Below are 24096 nucleotides of genomic sequence, written 5' to 3'. Positions count from 1 at the left end.
GGCCTGTCCGGTTCTGTCAAAAGCCCCCATTCCTTTTGAGAAGACGTATACCGGCGATACAGTAAGTTGTTTGGATCCACTTTAGCATAGCCGGTAAAGGCCATTAGACACCATTGAAATAATTTTTTGAAAGGCTCTAGAACGGTACTTTCAGCGCATTTTCAACAACAAACCCTGGCTGGCAAACAGCCATAAACCCCGTCTGGCAGGCCGTGAAATTCACCCCTCGCCAGACAGCCACGCAAAAAGCGTTTGGTGGTAAGCTCGCGCACCATGAATATCTACAGCTCTCGCCCCGTTGTCCTCTGTCTCTCCGGCCACGACCCCAGTGGTGGCGCCGGCTTGCAGGCAGATATCGAAGCCCTGCTCGCCCAGGGTTGCCATGCGGCTCCGGCCGTCACCGCCCTGACCGTGCAGAACACCGTCAATGTCAGCGATTTCCGCGTGCTCGACCGCGAGTGGGTACTGGCCCAGGCCAATGCCGTGCTCAGCGATTCCGAAGTGGCGGCGGTCAAGCTGGGCATGCTCGGCTCCACGGCGATGGTCGACACCGTGGTCGAACTGCTGCAGGCGCACCCGCACCTGCCCGTGGTATGCGACCCGGTGCTGCGCGCCGGTGGCGGTGGCAGCCTGGGCAAGGACGAAGTCGGTTATGCAATGCGCGAGCGGCTGTTGCCGTTGTCGTTGATTGCCACGCCGAACCTGCCCGAAGCGCGCATCCTCGCCGAGCTGCCAGACGGCACGGCCGATGAATGCGCCGAGAAGCTGCTGCCGTATATCAAGCACCTGCTGATCACCGGCGGCCACGGCGACGAGCACGAAGTGCACAACCGCCTCTACAGCCGCGACGGCACGCACCAGACCTTTACCTGCCAGCGCCTGCCGGGCAGCTACCATGGTTCGGGCTGCACACTGGCCAGCGCATTGGCCGGGCGGATTGCCCAGGGCGAAGGCCTGGTGAGCGCCGTGCAATCGGCCCTCAACTACACTTGGCGCACCCTGCGTGATGCCGAACAACTCGGCCAGGGCCAGTTCGTGCCGCGCCGCTTGCCGCTGGATTTCTGCTCGTAAGACTTAAGAGGCCTGCCCGATGAAACTACGTGGCCTGTATGCCATTACCGACAGCCAACTGTTGGCCGGCAAATTCCTCGCCTACGTCGAAGCGGCGTTGGACGGCGGCGTGACCCTGTTGCAGTACCGCGACAAAAGCAACGACGAAGCCCGTCGCCTGCGTGAGGCGGAAAAACTGCGAGAGCTGTGCTCACGCTACAAGACCCAGCTGATCATCAACGACGACGCCGAACTGGCCGCGCGCCTGGGCGTCGGCGTACACCTGGGGCAAACCGACGGCCCGCTGACCCCGGCGCGCGCGCTGCTCGGCTCCAAGGCGATCATCGGCTCCACCTGCCACAGCCAGATCGAACTGGCCGAGCAGGCCGCCCGGGAAGGCGCCAGCTACGTCGCCTTTGGCCGCTTCTTCAATTCCAGTACCAAGCCCGGCGCACCTGCCGCTACCGTTGAAATGCTCGCCCAGGCCCGCGCCCGCGTGCAATTGCCGATCTGCGTGATCGGCGGCGTGACCCTGGAAAACGCCGAGCCGCTGGTGGCCCACGGTGCCGACCTGCTCGCCGTGGTGCACGGCCTGTTCGGTGCCGACAGCACTGCGGAAGTTACCCGCCGCGCCCGTGCGTTCAACGCCCTTCTTAAGATTTGATTTCAGAGAGCCCGATCATGTCCCGTTCCGAAACGCTGTTTGCCAATGCCCAGAAACACATCCCCGGCGGTGTGAACTCCCCCGTGCGTGCGTTCAAGAGCGTCGGCGGCACGCCGCTGTTCTTCAAGCACGCCGAAGGCGCCTACGTCACCGACGAAGACGACAAACGTTATGTGGACTACGTGGGCTCCTGGGGCCCGATGATTCTCGGCCACAGCCACCCGGACGTGCTCGACGCGGTGCGCAAGCAGCTGGAACACGGCTTGTCCTACGGCGCACCGACCGCCATGGAAACCGAGATGGCTGACCTGGTCTGCTCGATCGTGCCGTCGATGGAAATGGTGCGCATGGTCAGCTCCGGCACCGAAGCCACCATGAGCGCCATCCGCCTGGCTCGTGGTTTTACCGGCCGCGACAGCATCATCAAGTTCGAAGGCTGCTACCACGGCCACTCCGACAGCCTGCTCGTCAAGGCCGGCTCGGGCCTGCTGACCCAGGGCGTGCCTAGCTCGGCCGGTGTGCCGGCCGCGTTTGCCAAACACACCCTGACCCTGCCGTTCAACGACATTGGCGCCGTCGAGCAGATGCTCAACGAAGTGGGCCAGGACGTGGCGTGCATCATCGTCGAGCCGGTCGCCGGCAACATGAACTGCGTGCCACCGGCACCGGGCTTCCTGGAAGGTTTGCGCGAGCAGTGCGACAAGCACGGCGTGGTGTTGATTTTCGATGAAGTGATGACCGGTTTCCGCGTAGCCCTCGGCGGCGCGCAGGCCTATTACGGCGTGACGCCCGACCTGAGCACCTTCGGCAAGATCATCGGTGGCGGCATGCCAGTGGGCTGCTTCGGCGGCAAACGCAACATCATGCAGCACATCGCGCCACTGGGCCCGGTGTACCAGGCGGGCACCCTGTCGGGTAACCCGCTGGCCATGGCCGCTGGCCTGACCACCTTGCGCCTGATCAGCCGCCCGGGCTTCCACGCCGAGCTGACCGACTACACCACCCGCCTGCTCGACGGCCTGCAACAGCGTGCCGACGCGGCGGGCATTCCGTTTGTCACCACCCAGGCGGGCGGCATGTTCGGCCTGTACTTCAGTGGCGCCGACGACATCGTCACCTTCGATGACGTGATGGGCAGCGATGCCGACCTGTTCAAGCGCTTCTTCCACCTGATGCTCGAAGGCGGCGTGTACCTGGCGCCGAGTGCCTTTGAGGCCGGGTTCACCTCCATCGCCCATGGCGAAGCCGAGTTGAAGTTGACCCTGGACGCTGCCGAGCGCGCCTTCGCGGCCCTGAAATAAGTGACGCAAAAACCTGGCGCTGCCCCTGGCGGCGTCAGATTTGCTACTTTGCTTACAGAGATTTCCTGCATTTTTCGAGAAATCACCTGCAATCCGGCAGATAACTTGCCCACGCAGCAGAAAAACGAGTAAAGACTTTGTAAGCAGGGGCCTGCTTATTTCATAATGCGCGCTTATTGGACCCCCTAGGGTCCGCGTGCCCCGTCAGAGGTAAGTCGATTCCCATGAAACGCACCGGCCGCACCCTGGTTCTGGGCTGCCTGTTGCTCCTTCAGCCGCTGCTGGCACATGCACAAGCAGGCGGCAACTCGTTGTTAATCCCAGCGATGGGTCGTTGCACCCTCAATACCCAGCCAGACAGCCAGGCCGAAGCCCTGAGCGCGTGCCAGAAACAGGCCGATGGCGGGGATGCGCAGGCGCAATACGAGTTGGGCGAGTACTACCACGACAGCAAGAACCCCGCCCGCGACCTCAACAAAGCCTTGAGCTATTTCGAGAAAGCCTCGTTGCAGGGCCATGCGCAGGCACAATTTGAGCTGGGCAACATGTTCTTCAAGGGCGAAGGCGTGCCAGCCAACAACGTCCAGGCCTATATCGTGCTGAAGATGGCCGCGGTCAACGGCGCTGAAGACGCGCTGGACACTGCCGACGAAGTCGCCGAGCACATGCAGCGCGATGAACTGGAAGTGGCCACCCAGGTGCTGGGCCAGATTTTCCGTAACTACCTGCAGGAATTGCAGAGTGCCGATGGGCGTTCGCCCTTCTCACCCCTTCCCTGATTTGAGCTAAACCCTTCTACCGCTATCGCGGGCAAGCCCGGCTCCCACATTGAACGCATTCCAAAAGTGAAACTCGGTCAAATGTGGGAGCTGGCTTGCCTGCGAAGGCCGCGCCGCGATTAAAAGCCTTACTTCTCGGGCATTGGCATCGGGAAAGGCATCACATTGCTGGTGCCCCGGGCCTCGCTGATCTTCGGCGTGCCCAGGCGCTCCACCTCATCGATGCGCACGATCGAATGCATCGGCACAAAGCTGCGCACCACGCCTTCAAACTGCGCCTTGAGCTTCTCTTCGCCCGGATCAACGACCAATTGGGTGCGCTCGCCAAAGACGAACTCTTCCACCTCCAGGAAACCCCACAGATCACTCTGATAGATCTGCTTGGCGTACATTTCGAACACCTGGCCCTGGTTGAGGAAAATCACCTTGTAGATTGGAGCTTCACGTTTGGTCATGGTGGGCGGATAACACATCGGGGATATAAAAGAGGGCGCGAACTATAGCATGGCACCCGATGCACAACGCTAGGAACCAATGGGCATGCCCCCTATAATGCGCGGTTCTTTACCACCAGTTGACGATTCCCATGGCCAAGAAGCTTTACATCGAAACCCACGGTTGCCAGATGAACGAGTACGACAGCTCGCGCATGGTCGATCTGCTGGGCGAACACCAGGCCCTGGAAGTCACCGCCCGCGCCGAAGATGCCGACGTGATCCTGCTCAATACCTGCTCGATCCGCGAACGGGCCCAGGACCGTGTGTACTCCCAGCTGGGCCGCTGGCGTGAATTGAAACTGGCCAACCCGGACATGGTGATCGCCGTCGGCGGTTGCGTGGCCAGCCAGGAAGGCGCCGCCATCCGCGACCGCGCGCCTTATGTCGACGTGGTCTTCGGCCCGCAGACCCTGCACCGCCTGCCGGAAATGATCGACGCCGCACGCATCAGCAAGTTGCCGCAGGTGGACGTGTCGTTCCCCGAAATCGAAAAATTCGACCATCTGCCCGAGCCGCGCATCGACGGCCCGAGCGCCTACGTGTCGGTGATGGAAGGTTGCAGCAAGTACTGCACCTTCTGCGTGGTGCCCTACACCCGTGGCGAAGAAGTCAGCCGTCCATTTGACGACGTGCTGTCGGAAATCATCCACCTGGCCGAAAACGGGGTGCGTGAAGTGACCCTGCTGGGCCAGAACGTCAACGGCTACCGCGGCCTGACCGACGACGGGCGCCTGGCCGACCTGGCGGAGCTGATCCGCGTGGTGGCGGCCGTGGACGGTATCGAGCGCATCCGCTACACCACCTCGCACCCGCTGGAGTTCTCCGACAGCCTGATCCAGGCCCACGCCGAAGTGCCAGAGCTGGTCAAACACCTGCATTTGCCGGTGCAATCGGGCTCGGACCGCATCCTGGCGGCGATGAAGCGCAACCACACGGCGCTGGAGTACAAATCCAAACTGCGCAAACTGCGCGCCGCCGTGCCGGGTATCTGCATCAGCTCGGACTTTATCGTCGGCTTCCCGGGTGAAACCGAGAAAGACTTCGAGCAGACCATGAAGCTGATCGAAGACGTCGGTTTCGACTTCTCCTATTCCTTTGTCTACAGCCAGCGCCCGGGCACGCCTGCGGCCGATTTGGTGGACGAGACCCCGGAAGCGCTGAAAAAAGAGCGCCTGAATGCGCTGCAGCACCGCCTGAACCAGCAAGGGTTCGAGATCAGCCGACAAATGGTCGGGTCGATCCAGCGCATCCTGGTCACCGACTATTCGAAAAAGGACCCGGGCGAGCTGCAAGGCCGCACCGAGAACAACCGAATCGTCAACTTCCGCTGCGACAATCCCACCTTGATCGGCCAGTTTGCGGATGTGCACATTGATGCGGCGCAACCGCACTCGTTGCGCGGCTCACTGATCAACTGACACAAACACTCTGACTACAAATGAAGATCAAATGTGGGAGCTGGCTTGTCGGGTCGCCGCATCGCTGCGATAGCGATGTAACAGCCAGCCTCTATTTTGGATGTGCTGGCCTCATCGCAGGCAAGCCAGCTCCCACAGGGGTTCTTCATTGTTACTGAGATCGAGGTCAGCCGATTTAAGTGCTTTCGCACACAAGCAGCTGGCGTTATTCTCTCTTTCACCTCAACAGCCAAAGGGCGGCTAAAAGCAACCTTGAACGCACCCATAGCAGAACCCCATCGTTTTCTCCTCGAGCCGTTTGAGGCTCGCCGTTTCGCCAATCTGTGCGGACAGTTCGACGAGCACCTGCGTCTGATCGAACAACGCCTGGGCATCGAGATCCGCAACCGCGGCAATCAGTTCGAGCTCATCGGCGAACCCCAGCCCACCCAATCGGCAGAAAACCTGCTGCGCCGTCTCTACCGCGAAACCAAGGGCAGTGAACTGTCGCCGGAAATCGTGCACCTGTACTTGCAGGAATCAGCTGTGGAAGACCTGGCCAACAACCCGGTGGCCGAAGCCAGCGTGGCCCTGCGAACCAAGAAAGGCATGATTCGCCCAAAGGGCTTGAATCAGCAGAAGTACGTCAAGGCAATCCTGGGCAACGACATCAATTTCGGCATCGGCCCCGCCGGTACCGGCAAGACCTACCTGGCCGTGGCCTGTGCAGTGGATGCCCTTGAGCGCGAGCAAGTGCGCCGCATCCTGCTGGTGCGTCCGGCGGTCGAAGCGGGCGAAAAGCTCGGTTTCCTGCCCGGCGACCTGGCCCAGAAGATCGACCCGTACCTGCGCCCGCTCTACGACGCGCTGTACGAGATGCTTGGCTTTGAATACGTGGCCAAGCTGATCGAGCGCCAGGTGATCGAGATCGCCCCGCTGGCCTACATGCGCGGCCGCACCTTGAGCAACAGTTTCATCATCCTCGACGAAAGCCAGAACACCACGGTCGAGCAGATGAAGATGTTCCTGACCCGCATCGGCTTCGGCTCCACGGCCATTATCACCGGCGACATTACCCAGGTTGACCTGCCCAGGGGCACCAAGTCGGGCCTGGGCCATGTGATTGAAGTGCTCAAGGACGTACCGGGCATCAGTTTCACGCACTTCTCGCCCAAGGACGTCGTGCGCCACCCGCTGGTGCAGCGCATTGTCGAGGCCTACGAGCGCTTCGAGCACCGCGACGACGCCCCCGCCAAGGATGTGCGCCACGATGCTTGAGCTTGACCTGCAACTGGCCACCGAAGCGCCCGCCCCCAGCGAAGAACAGTTCCGCCAGTGGTGCGCCCTGGCCTTGCGCCAGCGCACCGCCGACTCGGAACTGACCATTCGCCTGGTGGACGAGCCGGAAGGCCGTGAACTGAATCACACCTGGCGCCAGAAGGATTACGCGACCAACGTGCTGTCCTTCCCCGCCGACGTACCGGATGAGTTACTGGATATCCCGCTGCTGGGCGACCTGGTGATCTGCGTACCGGTGGTGGAGCGTGAAGCAAAGGAACAAGGCAAGGAACTTGAGGCCCACTGGGCCCACCTGGTCATCCACGGCTGCTTGCATCTCTTGGGTTACGACCATATAGACGATGACGAAGCCCTGGAAATGGAAACACTGGAACAAACGTTGCTTGCAGAATTGGGTCATCCGGACCCGTATGCGGACGACGAAGCTTAAAAAACACTCAACTGTAACAATAAAGGATTCAGAGTAATCGCTATGAGCGAAGACCGATCGAGCAACGGGCAGAAGTCATGGCTGGGTAAATTGACCCAGGCTTTTGCCCACGAGCCGAAAAACCGCCAGGAGCTGCTGGAGCTGCTGCGCGAGGCCCATCAGAACAAGTTGCTGGACAGCGAAGCGCTGGCCATCGTCGAAGGCGCCATCCAGGTGGCTGACCTGCAGGTTCGGGACATCATGGTCCCGCGCTCGCAGATGATCAGCATCAAGGCGAACCAGACCCCACGGGAATTCCTCCCGGCCGTGATCGACTCGGCGCACTCGCGCTACCCGGTGATCGGCGAAAGCCATGACGACGTGATGGGTGTCCTGCTGGCCAAGGACCTGTTGCCGCTGATCCTCAAGGAGAACGGCGACAACTTCAACATCAAGGACCTGCTGCGTCCGGCCACCTTCGTACCTGAATCCAAGCGCCTGAACGTGTTGCTGCGTGAGTTCCGCGCCAACCACAATCACATGGCCATTGTGATCGACGAATACGGCGGCGTAGCCGGCCTGGTCACCATCGAAGACGTGTTGGAACAGATCGTCGGCGACATCGAAGACGAGCACGACGTCGAAGAGGACAGCTACATCAAGCCGCTGCCCAGCGGTGATTTCCTGGTCAAGGCGCTGACGCCGATCGAGAACTTCAACGAATTCTTCGACAGCGAATTCTCCGACGATGAGTTCGACACCGTGGGCGGCCTGGTGATGAGTGCGTTCGGCCACCTGCCAAAACGTAACGAAACCACCGAAATTGGCGCGTATCGCTTCCGCATCCTGAATGCCGACAGCCGTCGTATCCACTTGATCCGCTTGACCCCTATTGCCCGCTAAGGAATGACATGCAGCGCCTAACCCGCCCCGGCTGGCCCGGTAATTTGCTGGCCGTGGTGGCCGGCGCCATCACCACCCTGGCGCTGGCGCCGTTCGATCTATGGCCGTTTGCGCTGGTGGCGGTCGGCCTGTTCTATGTCGGATTGCGGGAGCTGAGCCCACGCCAGGCCCTCGGCCGTGGCTGGTGCTTCGGTTTCGGCCTGTTTGGCGCCGGCACCAGCTGGATCTACTACAGCATCCATCACTTCGGCGGCGCTTCGGTGTTGCTGGCCGGTTTCCTGATGCTGCTGTTTACCGCCGCCATCGCCTGGTTCTTCGCCCTGCCCGCCTGGCTGTGGGCGCGCTGGCTGCGTCGCAATGAGGCGCCGCTGGCCGATGCCTTGACCTTCGCCGCGCTGTGGGTGGGCCAGGAAGCGTTTCGCGGCTGGTTCCTCACCGGTTTCCCCTGGCTGTACTCCGGTTACAGCCAGCTCGATGGCCCTCTCACCGGCCTCGCGCCGCTGGGCGGGATGTGGCTGATCTCATTTGCGCTGGCACTGACCGCCGCCGTGCTGTGCAACCTGCCACGCCTGCTGGCAAGCAAGCGCAACGGTTTTATCGGCGCCGGCCTGGTGCTGCTGGTAGCGCCATGGGCCATTGGCCTGGCGCTCAAGCATCACGCCTGGACCACACCGTCCGGCGCGCCGCTGAGCGTTGCCGCTATCCAGGGCAACGTCGAACAAAGCATGAAGTGGGACCCGGAACAGCTCAACGCGCAGTTGGCGCTGTACCGCGACATGAGCTTCAGCTCCAAGCGTGCCGACCTGCTGGTGTGGCCGGAAACCGCCGTGCCAGTGCTCAAGGAATCGGTGGAAGGCTACCTGGGCATGATGGGCAAGTTTGCCGCCGACCGGCATAGTGCGCTGATCACCGGCGTGCCGATTCGCCAGGAAGTGCACCACCAGAAGCGCTACTTCAACGGCATTACCGTGGTGGGCGAAGGCGACGGCACCTACCTCAAACAGAAACTGGTGCCATTCGGTGAGTACGTCCCTCTGCAAGACATGCTGCGCGGCTTGATCGCCTTTTTTGACCTGCCGATGTCGGACTTCGCTCGCGGCCCGTCCGACCAGGCGATGCTGCAGGCCAAGGGCTATCAGATTGCGCCGTTCATTTGTTATGAAGTGGTGTACCCGGAATTCGCCGCCGGCCTCTCTGCCCAGAGCGACTTGCTGCTGACCATCAGCAACGACACCTGGTTCGGCCGCTCCATCGGCCCGTTGCAGCACCTGCAAATGGCGCAGATGCGCGCACTGGAAGCCGGGCGCTGGATGATCCGCGCCACCAACAATGGCGTGACCGGCCTGATCAACCCCTTCGGGCAGATTACCGCGCAGATCCCGCAGTTCGAACGCGGCATTCTGTATGGCGAAGTGGTGCCGATGCACAACCTCACGCCATACCTGCAATGGCGCTCGTGGCCGCTGATCATCCTGTGCCTGGGGCTGTTTGGCTGGGCGTTGCTGGCGGGACGGATGGCCAAAACCGTCTAACAGATACACATAAAACCAATGTGGGAGCTGGCTTGCCTGCGATGCAGGCACCTCGGTGTATCAGATACACCAGGGTGATGCTATCGCAGGCAAGCCCGCTCCCACATTTACCCTACGGTGTTACTTATAGAACAACCGGTACCCCACCTGCCCCACCGCCTCATTGATCAACTGCCCACTGCGCCACACCGACACGAACTCCGGCATCCAACCGCCCAGTGGACGGGCGTTGTCCACGCCCAGGAAACCTACCGGCGCTGGCACCACCGTGAAGCCCGCCTTTTCAAAGCTCCACACCGAACGCGGCATATGCCACGCCTGGGTCACCACCACCACGCGCTTGATGCCCTGGGGCAATAGAATCTCGGCGCTCATCTGCGCGTTTTCCCAGGTGGTGCGGCTGCGCTCTTCCTTCCAGCGCACGTCTACACCGAAATCATCCTTCATCGACACCGCCATCAATTCGGCTTCGCTCGGCGGCGTGCCGTAGTGCAAGCCACCGGTGGTCAGCACCGGCAACCCGGAAGCCTTGGCCAATCGCGCGGCATAACGCTGGCGCTCCAAGCCGATACCGGTGGGCTGGTCACTGCCCCACGCCGGGTCGCCACGCTCACGCCCCGACCCCAGCACCACAATCGCATCCGCTCGCTGGGCCAGCGTTGCCCACTCATCCCGGGCCAGCGGCGGCTCGGTCTCCAGCGCGTGCGCGCCCCATTGCACCACCACCGGCAGGCTCATCAACCACATCCCGCCAAACCCCACGGCAAAGCAGAATCCCGCCAGGCGCGGACGGCGCTTTCTGCACCACCAGGCGAACGCCAGCAACAGCAAGAAAATGCCGGGCGGCAAGAGCAATTGTTTAATGAAATAACGAATAGGCATCGGGCATCTCCATAGATGCCCGAAGCCTAGATGCAACAGGGTTTAGCGACAATCTTTACCCACACACTTTCTGCGCCGGTACACACTGAGAAGGCTAACGGATGACGCCGTGTTTCACTTGCACCGAACGGCTCGACGCTTTTCCGGGCCGCGGCCGGCAGACAAGTCCTTCAGCCAGATCACCTTGGCCGAACGCGAGGGCTCTTGGGCAGGCGGGGAAGCCTGCGCAGGAGAGGCGCGGTGGTGATTCAATTCCAGGTAAACCTTGATCAGTTCAAGTTCTGCCTGGCTCAAGCCTCGCAACTCCAGCTCCAGAGGCCGCTCATCACGCAAACGGCCTGCGGTTCTTGCGGCATCCAATGCCCGACCCAAACGGTCGATCAGTCCTTCATACAACTGCGGTTTCGTTAAAGTTCGCTGCGATTCAACCATCCCCTCACCTCATTGAAGAAATACTTGCTCCCCACTCAACAGCGTAGTCCCCATGGCCGCGCATGCCTGGCGCCGCGACAGACGGCCCTGGCTGCGCAATCAGGGTTTCCCTCGATAGAGTGGGGTCATGTATGCTACGGCGCTTCCTGTAACTCCACTTCCCGCAGGGTTTGGGCACGGACGCGCCGCTTTTTGGTGTCGATGGACCTGAACGTTGCACCGAAGAGGATTAGGCCACCCCTATTCAGTTCAAAAGTAGCCATGCACGAACAATATCAGCCCCGTGAAATAGAAAATGCCGCCCAAACCTTCTGGGACGAGCAAAAGTCCTTTGAAGTCAGTGAACAGCCAGGCAAGGAGACTTACTACTGCCTATCGATGTTCCCTTACCCCAGCGGCAAGCTACACATGGGGCACGTGCGCAACTACACCATCGGTGACGTGATTTCCCGCTACCAGCGCATGCAAGGCAAGAACGTCCTGCAACCCATGGGTTGGGACGCCTTCGGCATGCCGGCGGAAAACGCCGCGATGAAAAACAACGTGGCCCCCGCCAAGTGGACCTACGAAAACATCGCCTACATGAAGACCCAGCTGCGCAGCCTGGGCCTGGCGGTGGACTGGTCCCGCGAAGTGACCACCTGCAAGCCGGATTACTACCGCTGGGAACAATGGCTGTTCACCCGCCTGTTCGAAAAAGGTGTGATCTACAAGAAAAGCGGTACCGTGAACTGGGACCCGCTGGACCAGACCGTACTGGCCAACGAGCAAGTGATCGACGGTCGCGGCTGGCGCTCCGGCGCGCTGATCGAAAAGCGCGAAATCCCGATGTACTACTTCAAGATCACCGCCTACGCGGATGAACTCTTGTCGAGCCTCGACGACCTGCCGGGCTGGCCGGAACAGGTCAAGACCATGCAGCGCAACTGGATCGGCAAATCCAAGGGCATGGAAGTGCAGTTCCCGTACAACGTCGACTCGATCGGCGAAGCGGGCGCACTCAAAGTCTTCACCACTCGCCCCGACACCCTGATGGGCGCGACCTACGTGGCCGTGGCCGCTGAACACCCGCTGGCCACCCAGGCCGCACAGAACAACCCTGAGCTGCAGGCGTTCATCGCCGAATGCAAAGGCGGCAGCGTGGCTGAAGCCGACGTCGCCACCCAGGAGAAAAAAGGCCTGCCGACCGGCCTGTTTGTCGAGCACCCACTGACTGGCGAGAAGCTGCCGGTATGGGTCGCCAACTACGTGCTGATGCACTACGGTGATGGCGCCGTAATGGCAGTGCCGGCCCACGACGAGCGCGATTTCGAGTTCGCCACCAAATACAGCCTGCCGATCAAATCCGTGGTGCGCACCAGCTCGGGCGACACCAACCCGGCCCCGTGGCAAGACGCCTATGGCGAGCACGGTGAGCTGATCAACTCCGGCGAATTCGATGGTCTGGATTTCCAAGGCGCTTTCGATGCGATCGAAGTTGCACTGATCAAGAAGAACCTGGGCGCCTCGCGCACCCAGTTCCGCCTGCGCGACTGGGGCATCAGCCGCCAGCGCTACTGGGGCTGCCCGATCCCGATCATCCACTGCGAAAGCTGTGGCGACGTGCCAGTACCGGAAGACCAACTGCCGGTCGTCCTGCCGGAAGACGTGGTGCCGGACGGCGCAGGCTCGCCACTGGCGCGCATGCCCGAGTTCTACGAATGCAGCTGCCCCAAATGCGGCCAGCCTGCCAAGCGTGAAACCGACACCATGGACACCTTCGTCGAGTCGTCGTGGTACTACGCCCGCTACGCCTCGCCGCACTATGAAGGTGGCCTGGTGGAGAAATCCGCGGCCGACCACTGGTTGCCGGTCGACCAGTACATCGGCGGTATCGAACACGCCATCCTTCACCTGCTGTACGCGCGGTTCTTCCACAAGCTGATGCGCGACGAAGGCCTGGTGAGCTCCGATGAGCCGTTCAAGAACCTGCTGACCCAGGGCATGGTGGTCGCCGAGACTTACTATCGCCGTGAAGCCAACGGTGCCTACACCTGGTACAACCCGGCCGACGTCGAGCTTGAGCGCGACAGCAAAGCCAAGGTCATCAGCGCCAAGCTGATCGCCGACGGCCTGCCGGTAGAGATCGGCGGCACCGAGAAGATGGCCAAGTCCAAGAACAACGGCGTTGACCCGCAGTCGATGATCGATCAGTTCGGCGCCGACACCTGCCGCCTGTTCATGATGTTCGCCTCGCCGCCGGACATGAGCGCCGAATGGTCCGACTCCGGCGTCGAAGGCTCGCACCGCTTCCTCAAGCGCGTCTGGCGCCTGGCGCACGCCCACATCAGCCAAGGCCTGCCGGGCAAGCTGGACGTGGCTGCCTTGAGCGACGAGCAGAAAGTCATTCGCCGCAGCACGCACCTGGCCATCAAACAAGCCAGCCAGGACGTGGGCCAGAACCACAAGTTCAACACCGCCATCGCCCAGGTGATGACCCTGATGAACGTGCTGGAAAAAGCACCGCAAGCCACCGAGCAGGACCGTGCGCTGGTACAGGAGGGCCTGGAAACGGTGACTCTGCTGCTGGCACCGATCACGCCGCACATCAGCCACGACCTGTGGAACCGCCTGGGCCACAGCGATGCCGTTATCGACGCACGCTGGCCGGTACAGGATGACAGCGCCCTGGTGCAGGACACCCTGCAACTGGTTATCCAGGTCAACGGTAAACTGCGTGGCCAGATCGACATGCCTGCCAGCGCCAGCCGCGAAGACGTCGAGGCGGCTGCCCGCGTCAACGAAAACGTGCTGCGCTTCACTGAAGGCCTGACGATCCGCAAGGTGATCGTGGTGCCTGGCAAGCTGGTCAATATCGTCGCTAGCTAATCGGATCGGGCGCAGGGCCTGAGCCCTGCGCCGAACTAAACCTTTAGGGCCGCGATAAGGCCCGCATGGTTTCAAGGGGAGCAACAAAATGATCAAACGCAATTTGCTGGTGATGGGCCTCGCCGTTCTTCTGAGCGCTTGCGGCTTCCAGCTGCGCGGCACCGGTACCAATGACCTGACGATCAAGGAGCTGGACCTCAGCGCCCGCGACGCCTACGGCACCACCGTGGTCCAGTTGCGCCAGGTCCTGGAAAACAGCGGCGTGCATATCTACAACGGCGCGCCTTACAAGCTGTTCCTTGTCGACGAGAAAGAAACCCAGCGCAACCTGAGCTATGCCAGCGCCGGCCGCTCTTCGGAAGTCGAACTGAGCACCGAGCTGTTCTTCCAGATGCAGGGCCGCGATCACCTGCCACTGATGGGTGACAAGATCCAGGTACAGAAAATCGTCACCCACGATGGCAACAACCTGGTGGGCTCCGACTCGGAAATCATCCAGGTCCGCAAGGAAATGCGCCGTGAACTGGTGCAACGCATGGTCCTGCGCCTGTCGTTGTTCACCCCGCAACAGCTCGATGCCCTACAGCAAACCGCCGACAACAAGGCCAAGGCCGATGCTGACGCGCTGAAAGCGGCACAAGAGTACGAAGACAACACGCCGAAACAGTCGCCTGTTGAAGTCCCTGTCGAGTAAGCCAAGCGGGGCGCCCCTGGCGCCCCGTTCGCCCCGCCTATGAAACTCGCCCCCGCCCAACTCGCCAAACACCTGCAAGGTGGCCTCGCGCCTGTGTACATCGTCAGTGGCGATGACCCACTGCTGTGCCAGGAAGCCGCAGACGCCATTCGCAGTGCCGCACGCCAGCAAGGTTTCGACGAACGCCAGGTGTTCAGCGCCGACGCCAGTTTTGACTGGGGGACGCTGCTGCAAGCCGGTGCGAGCATGTCGCTGTTTGCCGAAAAGCGCCTGCTGGAACTGCGCCTGCCCTCCGGCAAGCCCGGTGACAAAGGCGCGGCGGCCCTGATGGAATACTGCGCACGCCCCGCCGAAGACACGGTACTGCTGGTCAGCCTGCCCAAACTCGACGGCAGTGCGCAGAAAACCAAATGGGGCAAGGCCTTGGTGGAAGGCGCGCAGACCCAGTTCATTCAGATCTGGCCAGTGGACAGCAGCCAACTGCCGCAGTGGATTCGTCAACGCTTGTCTCAATCGGGGCTTGCCGCTACCCAAGACGCTGTCGAGCTGATTGCCGCCCGGGTGGAAGGCAACCTGCTTGCCGCTGCCCAGGAGATCGAAAAGCTCAAGCTGATGGCTGAAGACGGCCAGATTACGGTCGAAACCGTGCAAGGCGCGGTGGCCGACAGTGCGCGCTTTGACGTGTTCGGGCTGGTGGATGCGATCCTCAATGGCGAACCGGCCCACGCCCTGCGCATGCTCGAAGGCTTGCGCGGAGAAGGCGTGGAGCCACCGGTGATTCTCTGGGCCCTGGCTCGGGAGCTGCGGGTGCTGGCCAATATTGCCTTGCAATACAGCCAAGGCACGCCGCTGGACAAAGCGTTCAGCCAGGCCAAGCCGCCTGTCTGGGACAAACGCAAGCCCCTGATGAGCAAAGCCCTGCAACGGCACTCGGCGCAACGCTGGGCGCAACTGTTGCTGGAAGCCCAGCGCATCGATGCCCAGATCAAGGGCCAGGCGGCCGGTTCCCCATGGATGAGCCTGAGCCGTTTGTCGCTGCTGATGGCCGGCCAGCGCCTGACACTCCCCGCCGAATAAACACCCCCCGAACACCGCATACCCCTGTGGGAGCAGGCAAGCCAGCTCCCACATTTTGATCGCATTTACAATTTCTGAGAGGTGCCAGCCTTTACAGCCGCCCAACTTCGGCAGATGATTTGCACCGCTTTAACCCACCCTATGAGAGTACCGAGCATGAGCAAAAAGCCATCCAAGCATGGCCCGAACAAGGCCAAATCCATCATCGCCCAGCCACTGTTCCGCAGCCGTCAGGAACGCGCCGGCAAGGGCAAAGGCAGCTACCGCCGCGAAGCCTTCCAGTCTAATAGCTGGGAGGCTTCTTACTTTCTGGCTGCCTGAAGGCAAGCGCCCCTCCGGCATGATAAGGTCTGCACCTGATTTGTAATCCCTGGACCTGTGCATGCCCTCTAGCCTTTCCCGTCGTTGGCACCTTCGCCAATTGATCGCTGCCTCCAGCCTTATTCTGCTCGTCGCCTGCGCGGAAAAACCCACCGCCGCCGACGCTCAACCGCTGCCCAAGCTCCAGACCGCACCCGCTGTTGCGCCTGCTGTCGTGCCCCCCGTCGCCGTGGACAACCTCGACATCCAACCCACCCAGACCTTTGCTGAATGGCAGGCGGGTTTTCGCGTGCAAGCCCTGCAGGCCGGCATCACGGCTGCCGTGTTCGACACGGCGTTCGCCAACGTCACACCCGATATGGCGGTCATCCGTGCCGACCGCAGCCAACCTGAGTTTTCTCGCCCGGTGTGGGAATACCTCGACGGCGCCCTGTCGCCGGTACGCGTGCGCAACGGCCAGGCCCTGCTGATCAAATATGCAGACATCCTGCAAAGCATCGAGCAGCGTTATGGCGTTGATCGCCAAGCGCTGGTGTCGGTGTGGGGCATGGAAAGCAACTTCGGCCAATTCCAGGGCAACAACTCGGTGATCCGCTCCCTGGCGACCCTGGCCTACGAAGGCCGTCGCCCGGCATTCGCCCAGGCGCAGTTGCTGGCCGCGCTGCAGATCATCCAGCACGGCGACATCCAGGCCGACCAGATGAAAGGCTCCTGGGCCGGTGCCATGGGCCAGACCCAATTTATCCCGACCACCTACAACACCCACGCCGTGGACTTCGATGGCGACGGTCGCCGCGATATCTGGAACAGCCCGGCCGACGCCCTCGCCTCCACCGCCCACTACCTGCAAAGCTCCGGCTGGCAGAAAGGCCAGCCGTGGGGTTTCGAGGTCAAGCAATTGCCAACGAACTTCGATTACGCACTGGCCGATGGCGGCGTGCGCAAGTCGGTCGCCGAATGGCTGAACCTGGGCATCCAGTTGCCGCCAGGCGCGAGCATCCCGCCAAACGTCAGCCAGCTCTCCGCTGCGCTGCTGCTGCCGGCAGGCTACCGCGGCCCAGCCTTCCTGGTACTGGATAACTTCCGCGCGATCCTCAAGTACAACAACTCGTCGTCCTACGCACTGGCAGTGGGCCTGCTGTCGGAACGGTTTGGCGGTGGCGGTGTGATTCGTGGCGATTGGCCGAAAGATGAATTGCCGCTGAGTCGCTCGCAGCGCATCGATTTGCAGACGGCACTCAGTGCCAAAGGCTATGACGCCGGGAACCCGGACGGGATCATTGGTGCGAATACGCGCAAGGCGATTCGTGCGGCGCAGCAAGCGTTGGGCTGGCCGGCGGATGGGTATCCGACGGTGAAGCTGCTGGAATCCCTGCAAACCCGGTAGAAGTGCTTATGGCGACTACCGTCTTCGCGAGCAAGCCCGCTCCCACATTTAACCGTGAGCATCCTTTGGAATACGGTCGAATGTGGGAGCTGGCTTGCCTGCGAAGACGGTGTCACAGGCGACGGTTATTTAAAGACCACATCCTGCTCCAACACCAACCGCTGCTCTCCCGCATCCAGGCGTACCAAAGCGCCCATCGGCAAGGTCAGGTTCGGATCGCAATGCCCACTGCGCCAGCCGGCCAGCACTGGAATGCGCAGCGGTCCGAAGGTCTGCTTGAGCAGTCGCTCCAGCACGGCATTGTCCACCCCTGCCACATCCCCCACCAGCACACCCGCCACCTGATCCAGCTTGCCCGCCAACCGCAAGTGGGTGAGCAGCCGGTCGATCCGGTAGATCGGCTCGTTGACGTCTTCAATCAGCAGGATGATGCCTTCTGCATCAATCTCAAAGGCAGTGCCCATCACTGCCGCGATCATCGACAGGTTGCCCCCCAGCAAGCGCCCACAGGCGATGCCAGGCTCGACAGTGATCAACGGGTAGGCCACCGGATGTGCAAGCACACTGCCAGCGCCCAATTGGCCGCGCAGCATGCTGAACAGTGACGACTCGGTAGGTTGCTGCTTGTCGCCCAGCAGGTCGGCGTTGAGCATCGGCCCATGAAAGGTCACGAAGCCGGCGTAGCGGCTGATAGCCAGGTGCAACGCGGTGATGTCGCTGTAGCCTACGAATGGCTTGGGGTTGGCGCGCAGCAGGTCGAAATCCAGGCGATCGAGCAGGCGTGGCGTGCCGTAGCCGCCACGCAGGCAGAAGATCGCGTCGATATCGGGATCGGCGAAGGCGTCGTGCAGGTCACGCAGGCGAACGTCATCGCTGCCGGCGAGGTAGCCGTCGCGTTCATACACGCCAGGAAAAATTCGCAGATCGTAGCCGCGGGAACGCATCCAGTGACCGGCTTTTTCGACGTCCAGTGCGGCAGGACCGGCGGGGGCGATCAGGGCGATGGTGCCTTCAGAGCGAAGGGCGTGTACGGCAACTGTTGATTTACTGGTCATCCATGGTCTCCCACTTAAACGCAGAACCCAATGTGGGAGCGGGCTTGCTCGCGAAAGCGGAGTATCAGTCGATTAATCAGGTGACTGAAACACCGTATTCGCGAGCAAGCCCGCTCCCACACAAGCCCGCATCCACATTCAATTGCGGTGCGGCTTACGAAACCAGGCTCGCCTTGACCAGCTTGGCCTGCTCGTCAGCGTGGTACGAGGAGCGCACCAGCGGGCCCGAGGCCACGTTCTTGAAGCCCATCTTGTAACCTTCCTCGGCGAACCAGGCGAAGGTGTCCGGGTGCACGAAACGCTGCACCGGCAAGTGGCTGCGGGACGGTTGCAGGTACTGGCCCAGGGTCAGCATGTCGATGTCGTGTTCGCGCATGCGCTTCATGACTTCGATCACTTCCTCGTCGGTCTCGCCCAGGCCCAGCATCAAGCCGGACTTGGTTGGAACGTGAGGCATCATCTGCTTGAATTTCTGCAGCAGGGTCAGCGACCACTGGTAGTCCGAACCTGGGCGCGCAGCCTTGTACAGGCGTGGCACGGTTTCCAGGTTGTGGTTGAACACATCCGGCGGCTCGGCGGCGGTGATTTCCAGCGCCACGTCCATGCGGCCACGGTAGTCCGGCACCAGGGTTTCGAGCATCACGTTCGGCGACAGCTTGCGGATCTCGCGGATGCAGTCGGCAAAGTGCTGGGCACCGCCGTCACGCAGGTCGTCGCGGTCTACCGAAGTGATCACCACGTACTTGAGGCGCAGGTCGGCGATGGCGATGGCCAGGCTTTCCGGCTCGTTGACGTCCAGTGGCTTCGGACGGCCGTGGCCGACGTCGCAGAACGGGCAACGACGGGTGCAGATGTCACCCATGATCATGAAGGTGGCGGTGCCGCCAGAGAAGCACTCGCCCAGGTTCGGGCAGGACGCTTCTTCGCACACGCTGTGCAGCTTGTGCTTGCGCAGCAAGGCCTTGATACGGTCGACTTCCGGCGAAACCGGGATGCGTACGCGGATCCAGTCGGGTTTCTTCGGCAGTTCGGTGGTCGGAATGATCTTCACCGGGATGCGTGCAACCTTCTCGGCGCCGCGCAGCTTGACGCCGGCTTCCACCTTGGCACGCGGGGCCGGGGCCGGACGGTCTGTAACGTCCACCGTCGGGATCATGGTTTGCACTGCATCAGTAGTCATAATCAGTCGATTCCGCCCGTAAGGGTCGTCTGCTCAGCATAGTCGAGGTGTTTGACGAGCTGCGCACGCAGCCGGGCACTAACCTCGGCAAATTTAATCGGTGTGGCGTGCTCGCTCAGTTGGGTCATGGCCAATCCGGCATAGCCGCACGGGTTGATCCGTCGGAACGGCGCCAGGTCCATGTCCACGTTCAGGGCCAGGCCGTGAAAGGAACAGCCGTGGCGGATGCGCAACCCCAGGGAGGCGATTTTCGCGCCGTCCACATACACACCCGGGGCATCGGGCTTGGCCGCAGCGGTCACGCCGTAGCTGGCCAGCAGCTCGATCAGGCAGGCCTCCATGCGGGTGACCAGGTCACGCACGCCAAACCCCAGCTTGCGCACATCCAGCAGCAGGTACGCCACCAGTTGGCCGGGCCCATGGTAAGTCACTTGGCCACCTCGGTCGACCTGCACCACCGGAATATCTCCCGGCAGCAGCAGGTGTTCGGCCTTGCCGGCCTGGCCCTGGGTGAACACCGGCGGGTGTTCCACCAGCCAGATCTCATCGGGGGCCGAGGTGCCGCGCTCGTTCGTGAACCGTTGCATGGCGTGCCAGACGGGCTCGTAGTCCATCCGGCCGAGCTCGCGAAAGCCCAGGACGTGAGACATCACAACACCATGTGCACGAAACCGGTGGCCCGCAGTTCGCTGTTGATGTTGTAGAGCTGGTCCTGATCCGTCGCAACGATGTGCAACTGGATCGTGGTGTATTTGCCGGTGGAGCTTTGACGCTCGTCCACGCGGTTGTCGTTGATCGTTGCGTATTTGCGGACGATCTCGAGAATCTTGTCCTTGCGGCCCACGCCGGTATCGCTGATCACCTTGACGGGATAGTCCGTCACTGGGAATTCGATCTTTGGCGCCTTTACTTCTACTTCTTTATCGGTCATGGCGTAACGGCCTCGTAAGCGTAAGCCGTGGCGACGGGCAAAGCCCCGTGTCGGATCAACACGGGGCTTTGCAGGTGCACACTATCAGTTGAACAAGCTGTAGAAGAATAGACGGATGCTATCCCACACGCGGCGGAAGATGCCACCTTCGTCGACAGCGTCCAGGGCGATCAGGTCGGCGCTGTGCACCACTTTGTCGTCCAGTTTGACTTCGACCTTGCCGATCACGTCGCCCTTGGCGATTGGCGCAACCAGTTGCGGGTTCATGGTCATGCTGGCAGCGAGCTTTTTCAGCTGGCCTTTAGGCATGGTCAGGGTCAGGTCTTCAGCCAGGCCGGCCTTGACTTGATGCGTCGCGCCCTTCCAGACCGGCGCCTGCGCCAGTTCAGTGCCCTTCTGGTAGAAGGTCTGGGTTTCGAAGAAACGGAAACCGTAGGTCAGCAGTTTTTGCGTCTCGGCCGCACGGGCCTGCTCGCTGTTGGTGCCGAAGACCACGGCAATCAGGCGCTGGCCATCACGTACGGCGGACGACACCATGCAGTAGCCGGCTTCTTCGGTGTGACCGGTTTTCAGACCGTCGACGGTCTTGTCACGCCACAGCAACAGGTTGCGGTTAGGCTGCTTGATGTTGTTCCAGAAGAACTCCTTCTGGGAGTAGATGGCGTAGTGCACCGGGTCGACACGGATGATCGCGCGGGCCAGGATCGCCATGTCGTGAGCCGACGAGTAGTGCTCTGGGTTCGGCAGGCCGGTCGGGTTCATGAAGTGGCTGTTGGTCATGCCCAGGTCGGCCACGGTTTTGTTCATCATGTCGGCGAACGCGTCTTCGCTGCCGGCGATGTGCTCGGACAGGGCCACGCTGGCGTCGTTACCCGACTGGATGATGATGCCGTGCAGCAGGTCGCTCACCGTCACCTGCGAACCCACCTTGATGAACATCCGCGAACCGCCGGTGCGCCAGGCGTTTTCGCTGACGGTGACCGGGTCGTTCTCGCCGATCTGGCCGCGACGGATTTCCAGGGTCGCGATGTAGGCCGTCATCAGTTTGGTCAAGCTGGCAGGGGGCAGGCGCTGGTCACCGTTGTTCTCGACCAGCACGTTGCCGCTGGCGGCATCCATGAGGACCCAGGCCTTGGCGGCCAGTTGCGGGGAAGCCGGCACCATTTCAACCGCCCAGGCGGCCGGGGTGATGATCAGCGAAAGAAGCAGGCACGTGCGTTTGGCTAAGGTGGTGATGTTCATCCGTCTCTCGAAATTGCTTATGGAAACTTGCCCTCGCGGGCAAAACTATTCAGACAGCCCGCTTCCAGACTGTCACGTGTTCGGTTGCCCGCTCACCCCTTGCCCCCGGGTTTTTATTGTTCAACGAGCCAACAACCAAGGTCCGGGCCCGCATGCGCGCCCAAGCCATCAAGCCTTCTACTGCTTATTCTGCGGTGACCACGCTGGGCTGCCCCAGGTTGGCCAGGCGCACGCTGTTCTGTACTTGCGCAACCTCGCTTGGCGAACCGATTGGCCCCATGCGCACGCGGTGCAAGGTCTGCTGGTTACGCACGATGGAACTGATGAACACCGGCGCATTGACCATGCCGCTGAGCTTGGACCTTAACAGCTCTGCCGCGTCCGGGTTGGCGAAAGCGCCGACCTGCAGGTATTGCCCACCGGCCATGGAGGCGCCCGGCGCTGCCTGGGGCACGACCACCGTATCCGGCGCGTGCTGCGCTGGCGGCGGGGTCCACTGTTCGATCTTGCCCGCCGACGCCGTCACTTGCGGCTGCGGGGTTTGCGGCTCATTGAGCATCAACGGCGCCGGTTTGCCACGCTGGGCCCAGTACTGCGCCGGGTCGATACCTTCGACCTTCACCCGCGCCGTGCCGGTTTCGGCGTAACCGAGTTTCTTCGCGGCCGCGTAGGACAAGTCGATGATGCGGTCCGAATAGAACGGTCCACGGTCGTTGACTCGCAGGATCACCGTGCGGTTGTTGTCCAGGTTGGTCACGCGCACATAGCTGGGCAGTGGCAGGGTCTTGTGGGCCGCGCTCATGCCGTACAGGTCATACACTTCGCCGTTGGCGGTGTTCTGGCCATGGAACTTGGTACCGTACCAGGACGCCGTGCCCGACTGGACATAGGTCTTGGAGTCTTGCAGCGGGAAATAGGTCTTGCCCAGCACGGTGTACGGGTTGGCCTTGTAGGCGCCGGTGTGCAGGGTTGGCGTGGCGTCCGGGATCTTCGAGACATCCACGTCCCACCACGGCGCGCCGTCTTTGTGCGCGCGGTTGATGTCCAGGCCCGGCTGGGAACGGATGGCCGTACCGCCGGACTTCTGCGCCGGACCACGGCTGGTGGAGCAACTGACGACCAGCAGGGACAACGCGGCGAACGCCACCAGCTTGAGCGGTTGTTTGATCGGCGATACCCGCATTACTTGTTGCCCCGTGCTTGGACCAGCATGTCTGACAGCTGATGCACGGCCATGGCGTACATCACACTGCGGTTATAACGCGTGATTGCGTAAAAATTCTTCAAGCCCATCCAGTATTCCGGGCCGTTTTCGCCTTCAAGGCGGAATGCCGTCACCGGCATGTCATCGCGTGGCGCATTCTGACTCGACCAGCCCAGCGCCCGCAACTCCCCGACTGTCTTGGCCGGCTCGATGCCCTGGGTCAGGCCTTCATCGGCACGCTCCCCGGAAACATCGGCACGGATCACCACCGGTTCGCCGGCCACCCAGCCATGGCGCTTGAAGTAGCTGGCCACACTGCCGATGGCGTCGTCGGGGTTGCTCCAGATATTGATGTGGCCATCACCGTCAAAGTCCACGGCATAGGCACGGAAGCTGCTCGGCATGAACTGCGGCAAGCCCATCGCCCCGGCGTAGGAGCCCTTGAGGGTCAGCGGATCGACCTGCTCTTCGCGGGCCAGCAGCAGGAATTCGCGCAGTTCCTTGCGGAAGAATTCGGCACGCGGCGGGTAATCGAAGCCCAGGGTCGACAAGGCGTCGATCACCCGGTAGCTGCCGGTGTTGCGCCCGTAGAAGGTTTCGATGCCGATGATGGCCACGATCACCTGGGCCGGCACGCCGTATTCCTGCTCGGCGCGGGCCAGCACGGCTTCGTGCTGGCGCCAGAAGTCCACACCCCGCGCCACACGGGCGTCGGTGAGGAACATCGGGCGGTATTCCTTCCACTGTTTAACCCGCTCGGCGGGGCGCGAGATGGCGTCGAGAATCGCCTGCTTCTTCTGGGCTTCGCGGAACACGCCCATCAGCTGTTCACCGGCGAAACCGTAGTCGCGGGTCATTTCACCGACAAATTCGGCGACCTGAGGTGAGCCATCGTAGTCACCGGCCAGCGCCTCTTGCGTCGCGCCCAGCAGCCCGATCAGGCCCATCAGGGACGCATGCCGAGTCGCCCAGCCGCGCATTACTTGCATTGA

General features: G+C 61.8%; 24 protein-coding genes. 14 read left to right on the top strand and 10 right to left on the bottom strand.

Translation table 11 applies throughout. The features are described 5' to 3' along the window. Positions 1–273 precede the first annotated feature (273 nt). From M2394_RS26335 to M2394_RS26320, 4 genes are all read left to right on the top strand, one after another. Positions 274–1071: a hydroxymethylpyrimidine/phosphomethylpyrimidine kinase gene (locus M2394_RS26335; protein WP_178919419.1), complete on the top strand. Its 798-nt coding sequence runs from the start codon at positions 274–276 to the stop codon at positions 1069–1071. Between the two features lie 19 nt (positions 1072–1090). Then, positions 1091–1714, top strand: a complete 624-nt coding sequence (thiE, locus tag M2394_RS26330) for a thiamine phosphate synthase (RefSeq protein ID WP_178919417.1) — start codon at positions 1091–1093, stop codon at positions 1712–1714. A gap of 17 nt (positions 1715–1731) precedes the next feature. Next, a complete protein-coding gene (hemL, locus tag M2394_RS26325) occupies positions 1732–3015 on the top strand; it encodes a glutamate-1-semialdehyde 2,1-aminomutase (protein WP_178919415.1) in 1284 nt (427 codons plus the stop codon). Between the two features lie 224 nt (positions 3016–3239). Further along, positions 3240–3794 (top strand): tetratricopeptide repeat protein, encoded by a 555-nt coding sequence (locus M2394_RS26320; RefSeq protein WP_176998516.1) that lies wholly within the window; start codon positions 3240–3242, stop codon positions 3792–3794. Positions 3795–3922: 128 nt separating this feature from the next. Here the strand turns inward: M2394_RS26320 and M2394_RS26315 are convergent, their stop codons facing one another. Continuing rightward, complete coding sequence (locus M2394_RS26315) at positions 3923–4249, bottom strand: DUF1820 family protein (protein ID WP_003194436.1); 327 nt, start codon at positions 4247–4249, stop codon at positions 3923–3925. Positions 4250–4380: 131 nt separating this feature from the next. On the opposite strand from M2394_RS26315, the gene miaB reads away from it, so the two are divergent. From miaB to lnt, 5 genes are all read left to right on the top strand, one after another. Beyond that, positions 4381–5709 carry a tRNA (N6-isopentenyl adenosine(37)-C2)-methylthiotransferase MiaB gene (miaB, locus tag M2394_RS26310; protein ID WP_178919413.1) on the top strand — a complete coding sequence of 443 codons (1329 nt, stop codon included), beginning with the start codon at positions 4381–4383 and terminating at the stop codon, positions 5707–5709. A 252-nt stretch (positions 5710–5961) separates the two neighbouring features. Next, positions 5962–6966, top strand: a complete 1005-nt coding sequence (locus M2394_RS26305) for a PhoH family protein (RefSeq protein WP_259175111.1) — start codon at positions 5962–5964, stop codon at positions 6964–6966. Further along, positions 6959–7417: an rRNA maturation RNase YbeY gene (ybeY, locus tag M2394_RS26300; RefSeq protein ID WP_259175110.1), complete on the top strand. Its 459-nt coding sequence runs from the start codon at positions 6959–6961 to the stop codon at positions 7415–7417. Before M2394_RS26305 ends, ybeY begins: the two co-directional genes overlap by 8 nt. Positions 7418–7459: 42 nt before the next feature. Next, positions 7460–8299, top strand: a complete 840-nt coding sequence (locus M2394_RS26295; RefSeq protein ID WP_176998520.1) for an HlyC/CorC family transporter — start codon at positions 7460–7462, stop codon at positions 8297–8299. Positions 8300–8307: 8 nt separating this feature from the next. Further along, complete coding sequence (gene lnt / locus M2394_RS26290) at positions 8308–9831, top strand: apolipoprotein N-acyltransferase (RefSeq protein ID WP_259175108.1); 1524 nt, start codon at positions 8308–8310, stop codon at positions 9829–9831. A 120-nt stretch (positions 9832–9951) separates the two neighbouring features. Here the strand turns inward: lnt and M2394_RS26285 are convergent, their stop codons facing one another. Both M2394_RS26285 and M2394_RS26280 read right to left on the bottom strand, forming a co-directional pair. Further along, on the bottom strand, positions 9952–10713 hold the full coding sequence (locus M2394_RS26285) for a YdcF family protein (protein WP_259175107.1): 762 nt from the start codon (positions 10711–10713) through the stop codon (positions 9952–9954). A gap of 114 nt (positions 10714–10827) precedes the next feature. Further along, positions 10828–11145 carry a hypothetical protein gene (locus tag M2394_RS26280; RefSeq protein WP_178919404.1) on the bottom strand — a complete coding sequence of 106 codons (318 nt, stop codon included), beginning with the start codon at positions 11143–11145 and terminating at the stop codon, positions 10828–10830. Positions 11146–11406: 261 nt separating this feature from the next. Here M2394_RS26280 and leuS point away from each other — a divergent pair, with 261 nt between their 5' ends. The 5 genes from leuS (at position 11407) to M2394_RS26255 (ending at position 17492) form a co-directional block, all read left to right on the top strand. After that, on the top strand, positions 11407–14013 hold the full coding sequence (gene leuS / locus M2394_RS26275) for a leucine--tRNA ligase (RefSeq protein ID WP_259175106.1): 2607 nt from the start codon (positions 11407–11409) through the stop codon (positions 14011–14013). Positions 14014–14101: 88 nt separating this feature from the next. Further along, positions 14102–14707: an LPS assembly lipoprotein LptE gene (lptE, locus tag M2394_RS26270; protein ID WP_259175105.1), complete on the top strand. Its 606-nt coding sequence runs from the start codon at positions 14102–14104 to the stop codon at positions 14705–14707. A gap of 39 nt (positions 14708–14746) precedes the next feature. Then, positions 14747–15784: a DNA polymerase III subunit delta gene (gene holA / locus M2394_RS26265; RefSeq protein WP_178919398.1), complete on the top strand. Its 1038-nt coding sequence runs from the start codon at positions 14747–14749 to the stop codon at positions 15782–15784. A gap of 156 nt (positions 15785–15940) precedes the next feature. Continuing rightward, positions 15941–16105, top strand: coding sequence for an alternative ribosome rescue factor ArfA (gene arfA, locus M2394_RS26260; protein WP_003176285.1), 165 nt, complete (start codon positions 15941–15943; stop codon positions 16103–16105). A gap of 61 nt (positions 16106–16166) precedes the next feature. Further along, positions 16167–17492 carry a lytic murein transglycosylase gene (locus M2394_RS26255; protein ID WP_178919396.1) on the top strand — a complete coding sequence of 442 codons (1326 nt, stop codon included), beginning with the start codon at positions 16167–16169 and terminating at the stop codon, positions 17490–17492. Between the two features lie 125 nt (positions 17493–17617). Here M2394_RS26255 and M2394_RS26250 read toward each other — a convergent pair whose 3' ends face one another. The 7 genes from M2394_RS26250 to mltB all read right to left on the bottom strand — a co-directional run bounded on the left by M2394_RS26250 (position 17618) and on the right by mltB (position 24093). After that, the gene (locus M2394_RS26250; protein ID WP_259175103.1) at positions 17618–18547 is read right to left on the bottom strand and encodes an LD-carboxypeptidase; all 930 of its coding nucleotides are present in this window, start codon (positions 18545–18547) and stop codon (positions 17618–17620) included. A 154-nt stretch (positions 18548–18701) separates the two neighbouring features. Further along, positions 18702–19703: a lipoyl synthase gene (gene lipA, locus M2394_RS26245; protein WP_176998559.1), complete on the bottom strand. Its 1002-nt coding sequence runs from the start codon at positions 19701–19703 to the stop codon at positions 18702–18704. 26 nt (positions 19704–19729) lie between these two features. After that, on the bottom strand, positions 19730–20377 hold the full coding sequence (gene lipB, locus M2394_RS26240; RefSeq protein ID WP_176998529.1) for a lipoyl(octanoyl) transferase LipB: 648 nt from the start codon (positions 20375–20377) through the stop codon (positions 19730–19732). After that, on the bottom strand, positions 20377–20658 hold the full coding sequence (locus tag M2394_RS26235) for a DUF493 domain-containing protein (RefSeq protein WP_025858241.1): 282 nt from the start codon (positions 20656–20658) through the stop codon (positions 20377–20379). The genes lipB and M2394_RS26235 overlap by 1 nt, the downstream gene beginning before the upstream one ends. Positions 20659–20742: 84 nt before the next feature. Next, positions 20743–21900, bottom strand: coding sequence for a D-alanyl-D-alanine carboxypeptidase family protein (locus tag M2394_RS26230; protein WP_176998530.1), 1158 nt, complete (start codon positions 21898–21900; stop codon positions 20743–20745). Between the two features lie 184 nt (positions 21901–22084). After that, positions 22085–23083, bottom strand: a complete 999-nt coding sequence (locus tag M2394_RS26225; protein ID WP_176998531.1) for a septal ring lytic transglycosylase RlpA family protein — start codon at positions 23081–23083, stop codon at positions 22085–22087. Then, positions 23083–24093 carry a lytic murein transglycosylase B gene (gene mltB, locus M2394_RS26220; RefSeq protein WP_259175101.1) on the bottom strand — a complete coding sequence of 337 codons (1011 nt, stop codon included), beginning with the start codon at positions 24091–24093 and terminating at the stop codon, positions 23083–23085. Before mltB ends, M2394_RS26225 begins: the two co-directional genes overlap by 1 nt. Positions 24094–24096 lie beyond the last annotated feature (3 nt).

Source organism: Pseudomonas sp. BIGb0164, assembly GCF_024810135.1.
Classification (GTDB): Bacteria; Pseudomonadota; Gammaproteobacteria; order Pseudomonadales; family Pseudomonadaceae; genus Aquipseudomonas.
Note: the sequence above shows the minus strand (reverse complement) of the source record. Positions and strands in the feature narration are given on the sequence as shown.

Bases quoted from the DNA above. Each gene is read 5' to 3' on its own strand.
- M2394_RS26335 (WP_178919419.1), top strand. From the start codon at position 274: ATGAATATCTACAGCTCTCGCCCCGTTGTCCTCTGTCTCTCCGGCCAC.
- thiE (WP_178919417.1), top strand. From the start codon at position 1,091: ATGAAACTACGTGGCCTGTATGCCATTACCGACAGCCAACTGTTGGCC.
- hemL (WP_178919415.1), top strand. From the start codon at position 1,732: ATGTCCCGTTCCGAAACGCTGTTTGCCAATGCCCAGAAACACATCCCC.
- M2394_RS26320 (WP_176998516.1), top strand. From the start codon at position 3,240: ATGAAACGCACCGGCCGCACCCTGGTTCTGGGCTGCCTGTTGCTCCTT.
- M2394_RS26315 (WP_003194436.1), bottom strand. From the start codon at position 4,249: ATGACCAAACGTGAAGCTCCAATCTACAAGGTGATTTTCCTCAACCAG.
- miaB (WP_178919413.1), top strand. From the start codon at position 4,381: ATGGCCAAGAAGCTTTACATCGAAACCCACGGTTGCCAGATGAACGAG.
- ybeY (WP_259175110.1), top strand. From the start codon at position 6,959: ATGCTTGAGCTTGACCTGCAACTGGCCACCGAAGCGCCCGCCCCCAGC.
- M2394_RS26295 (WP_176998520.1), top strand. From the start codon at position 7,460: ATGAGCGAAGACCGATCGAGCAACGGGCAGAAGTCATGGCTGGGTAAA.
- lnt (WP_259175108.1), top strand. From the start codon at position 8,308: ATGCAGCGCCTAACCCGCCCCGGCTGGCCCGGTAATTTGCTGGCCGTG.
- M2394_RS26285 (WP_259175107.1), bottom strand. From the start codon at position 10,713: ATGCCTATTCGTTATTTCATTAAACAATTGCTCTTGCCGCCCGGCATT.
- M2394_RS26280 (WP_178919404.1), bottom strand. From the start codon at position 11,145: ATGGTTGAATCGCAGCGAACTTTAACGAAACCGCAGTTGTATGAAGGA.
- leuS (WP_259175106.1), top strand. From the start codon at position 11,407: ATGCACGAACAATATCAGCCCCGTGAAATAGAAAATGCCGCCCAAACC.
- lptE (WP_259175105.1), top strand. From the start codon at position 14,102: ATGATCAAACGCAATTTGCTGGTGATGGGCCTCGCCGTTCTTCTGAGC.
- holA (WP_178919398.1), top strand. From the start codon at position 14,747: ATGAAACTCGCCCCCGCCCAACTCGCCAAACACCTGCAAGGTGGCCTC.
- arfA (WP_003176285.1), top strand. From the start codon at position 15,941: ATGAGCAAAAAGCCATCCAAGCATGGCCCGAACAAGGCCAAATCCATC.
- M2394_RS26255 (WP_178919396.1), top strand. From the start codon at position 16,167: ATGCCCTCTAGCCTTTCCCGTCGTTGGCACCTTCGCCAATTGATCGCT.
- M2394_RS26250 (WP_259175103.1), bottom strand. From the start codon at position 18,547: ATGACCAGTAAATCAACAGTTGCCGTACACGCCCTTCGCTCTGAAGGC.
- lipA (WP_176998559.1), bottom strand. From the start codon at position 19,703: ATGATCCCGACGGTGGACGTTACAGACCGTCCGGCCCCGGCCCCGCGT.
- lipB (WP_176998529.1), bottom strand. From the start codon at position 20,377: ATGTCTCACGTCCTGGGCTTTCGCGAGCTCGGCCGGATGGACTACGAG.
- M2394_RS26235 (WP_025858241.1), bottom strand. From the start codon at position 20,658: ATGACCGATAAAGAAGTAGAAGTAAAGGCGCCAAAGATCGAATTCCCA.
- M2394_RS26230 (WP_176998530.1), bottom strand. From the start codon at position 21,900: ATGAACATCACCACCTTAGCCAAACGCACGTGCCTGCTTCTTTCGCTG.
- M2394_RS26225 (WP_176998531.1), bottom strand. From the start codon at position 23,083: ATGCGGGTATCGCCGATCAAACAACCGCTCAAGCTGGTGGCGTTCGCC.
- mltB (WP_259175101.1), bottom strand. From the start codon at position 24,093: ATGCAAGTAATGCGCGGCTGGGCGACTCGGCATGCGTCCCTGATGGGC.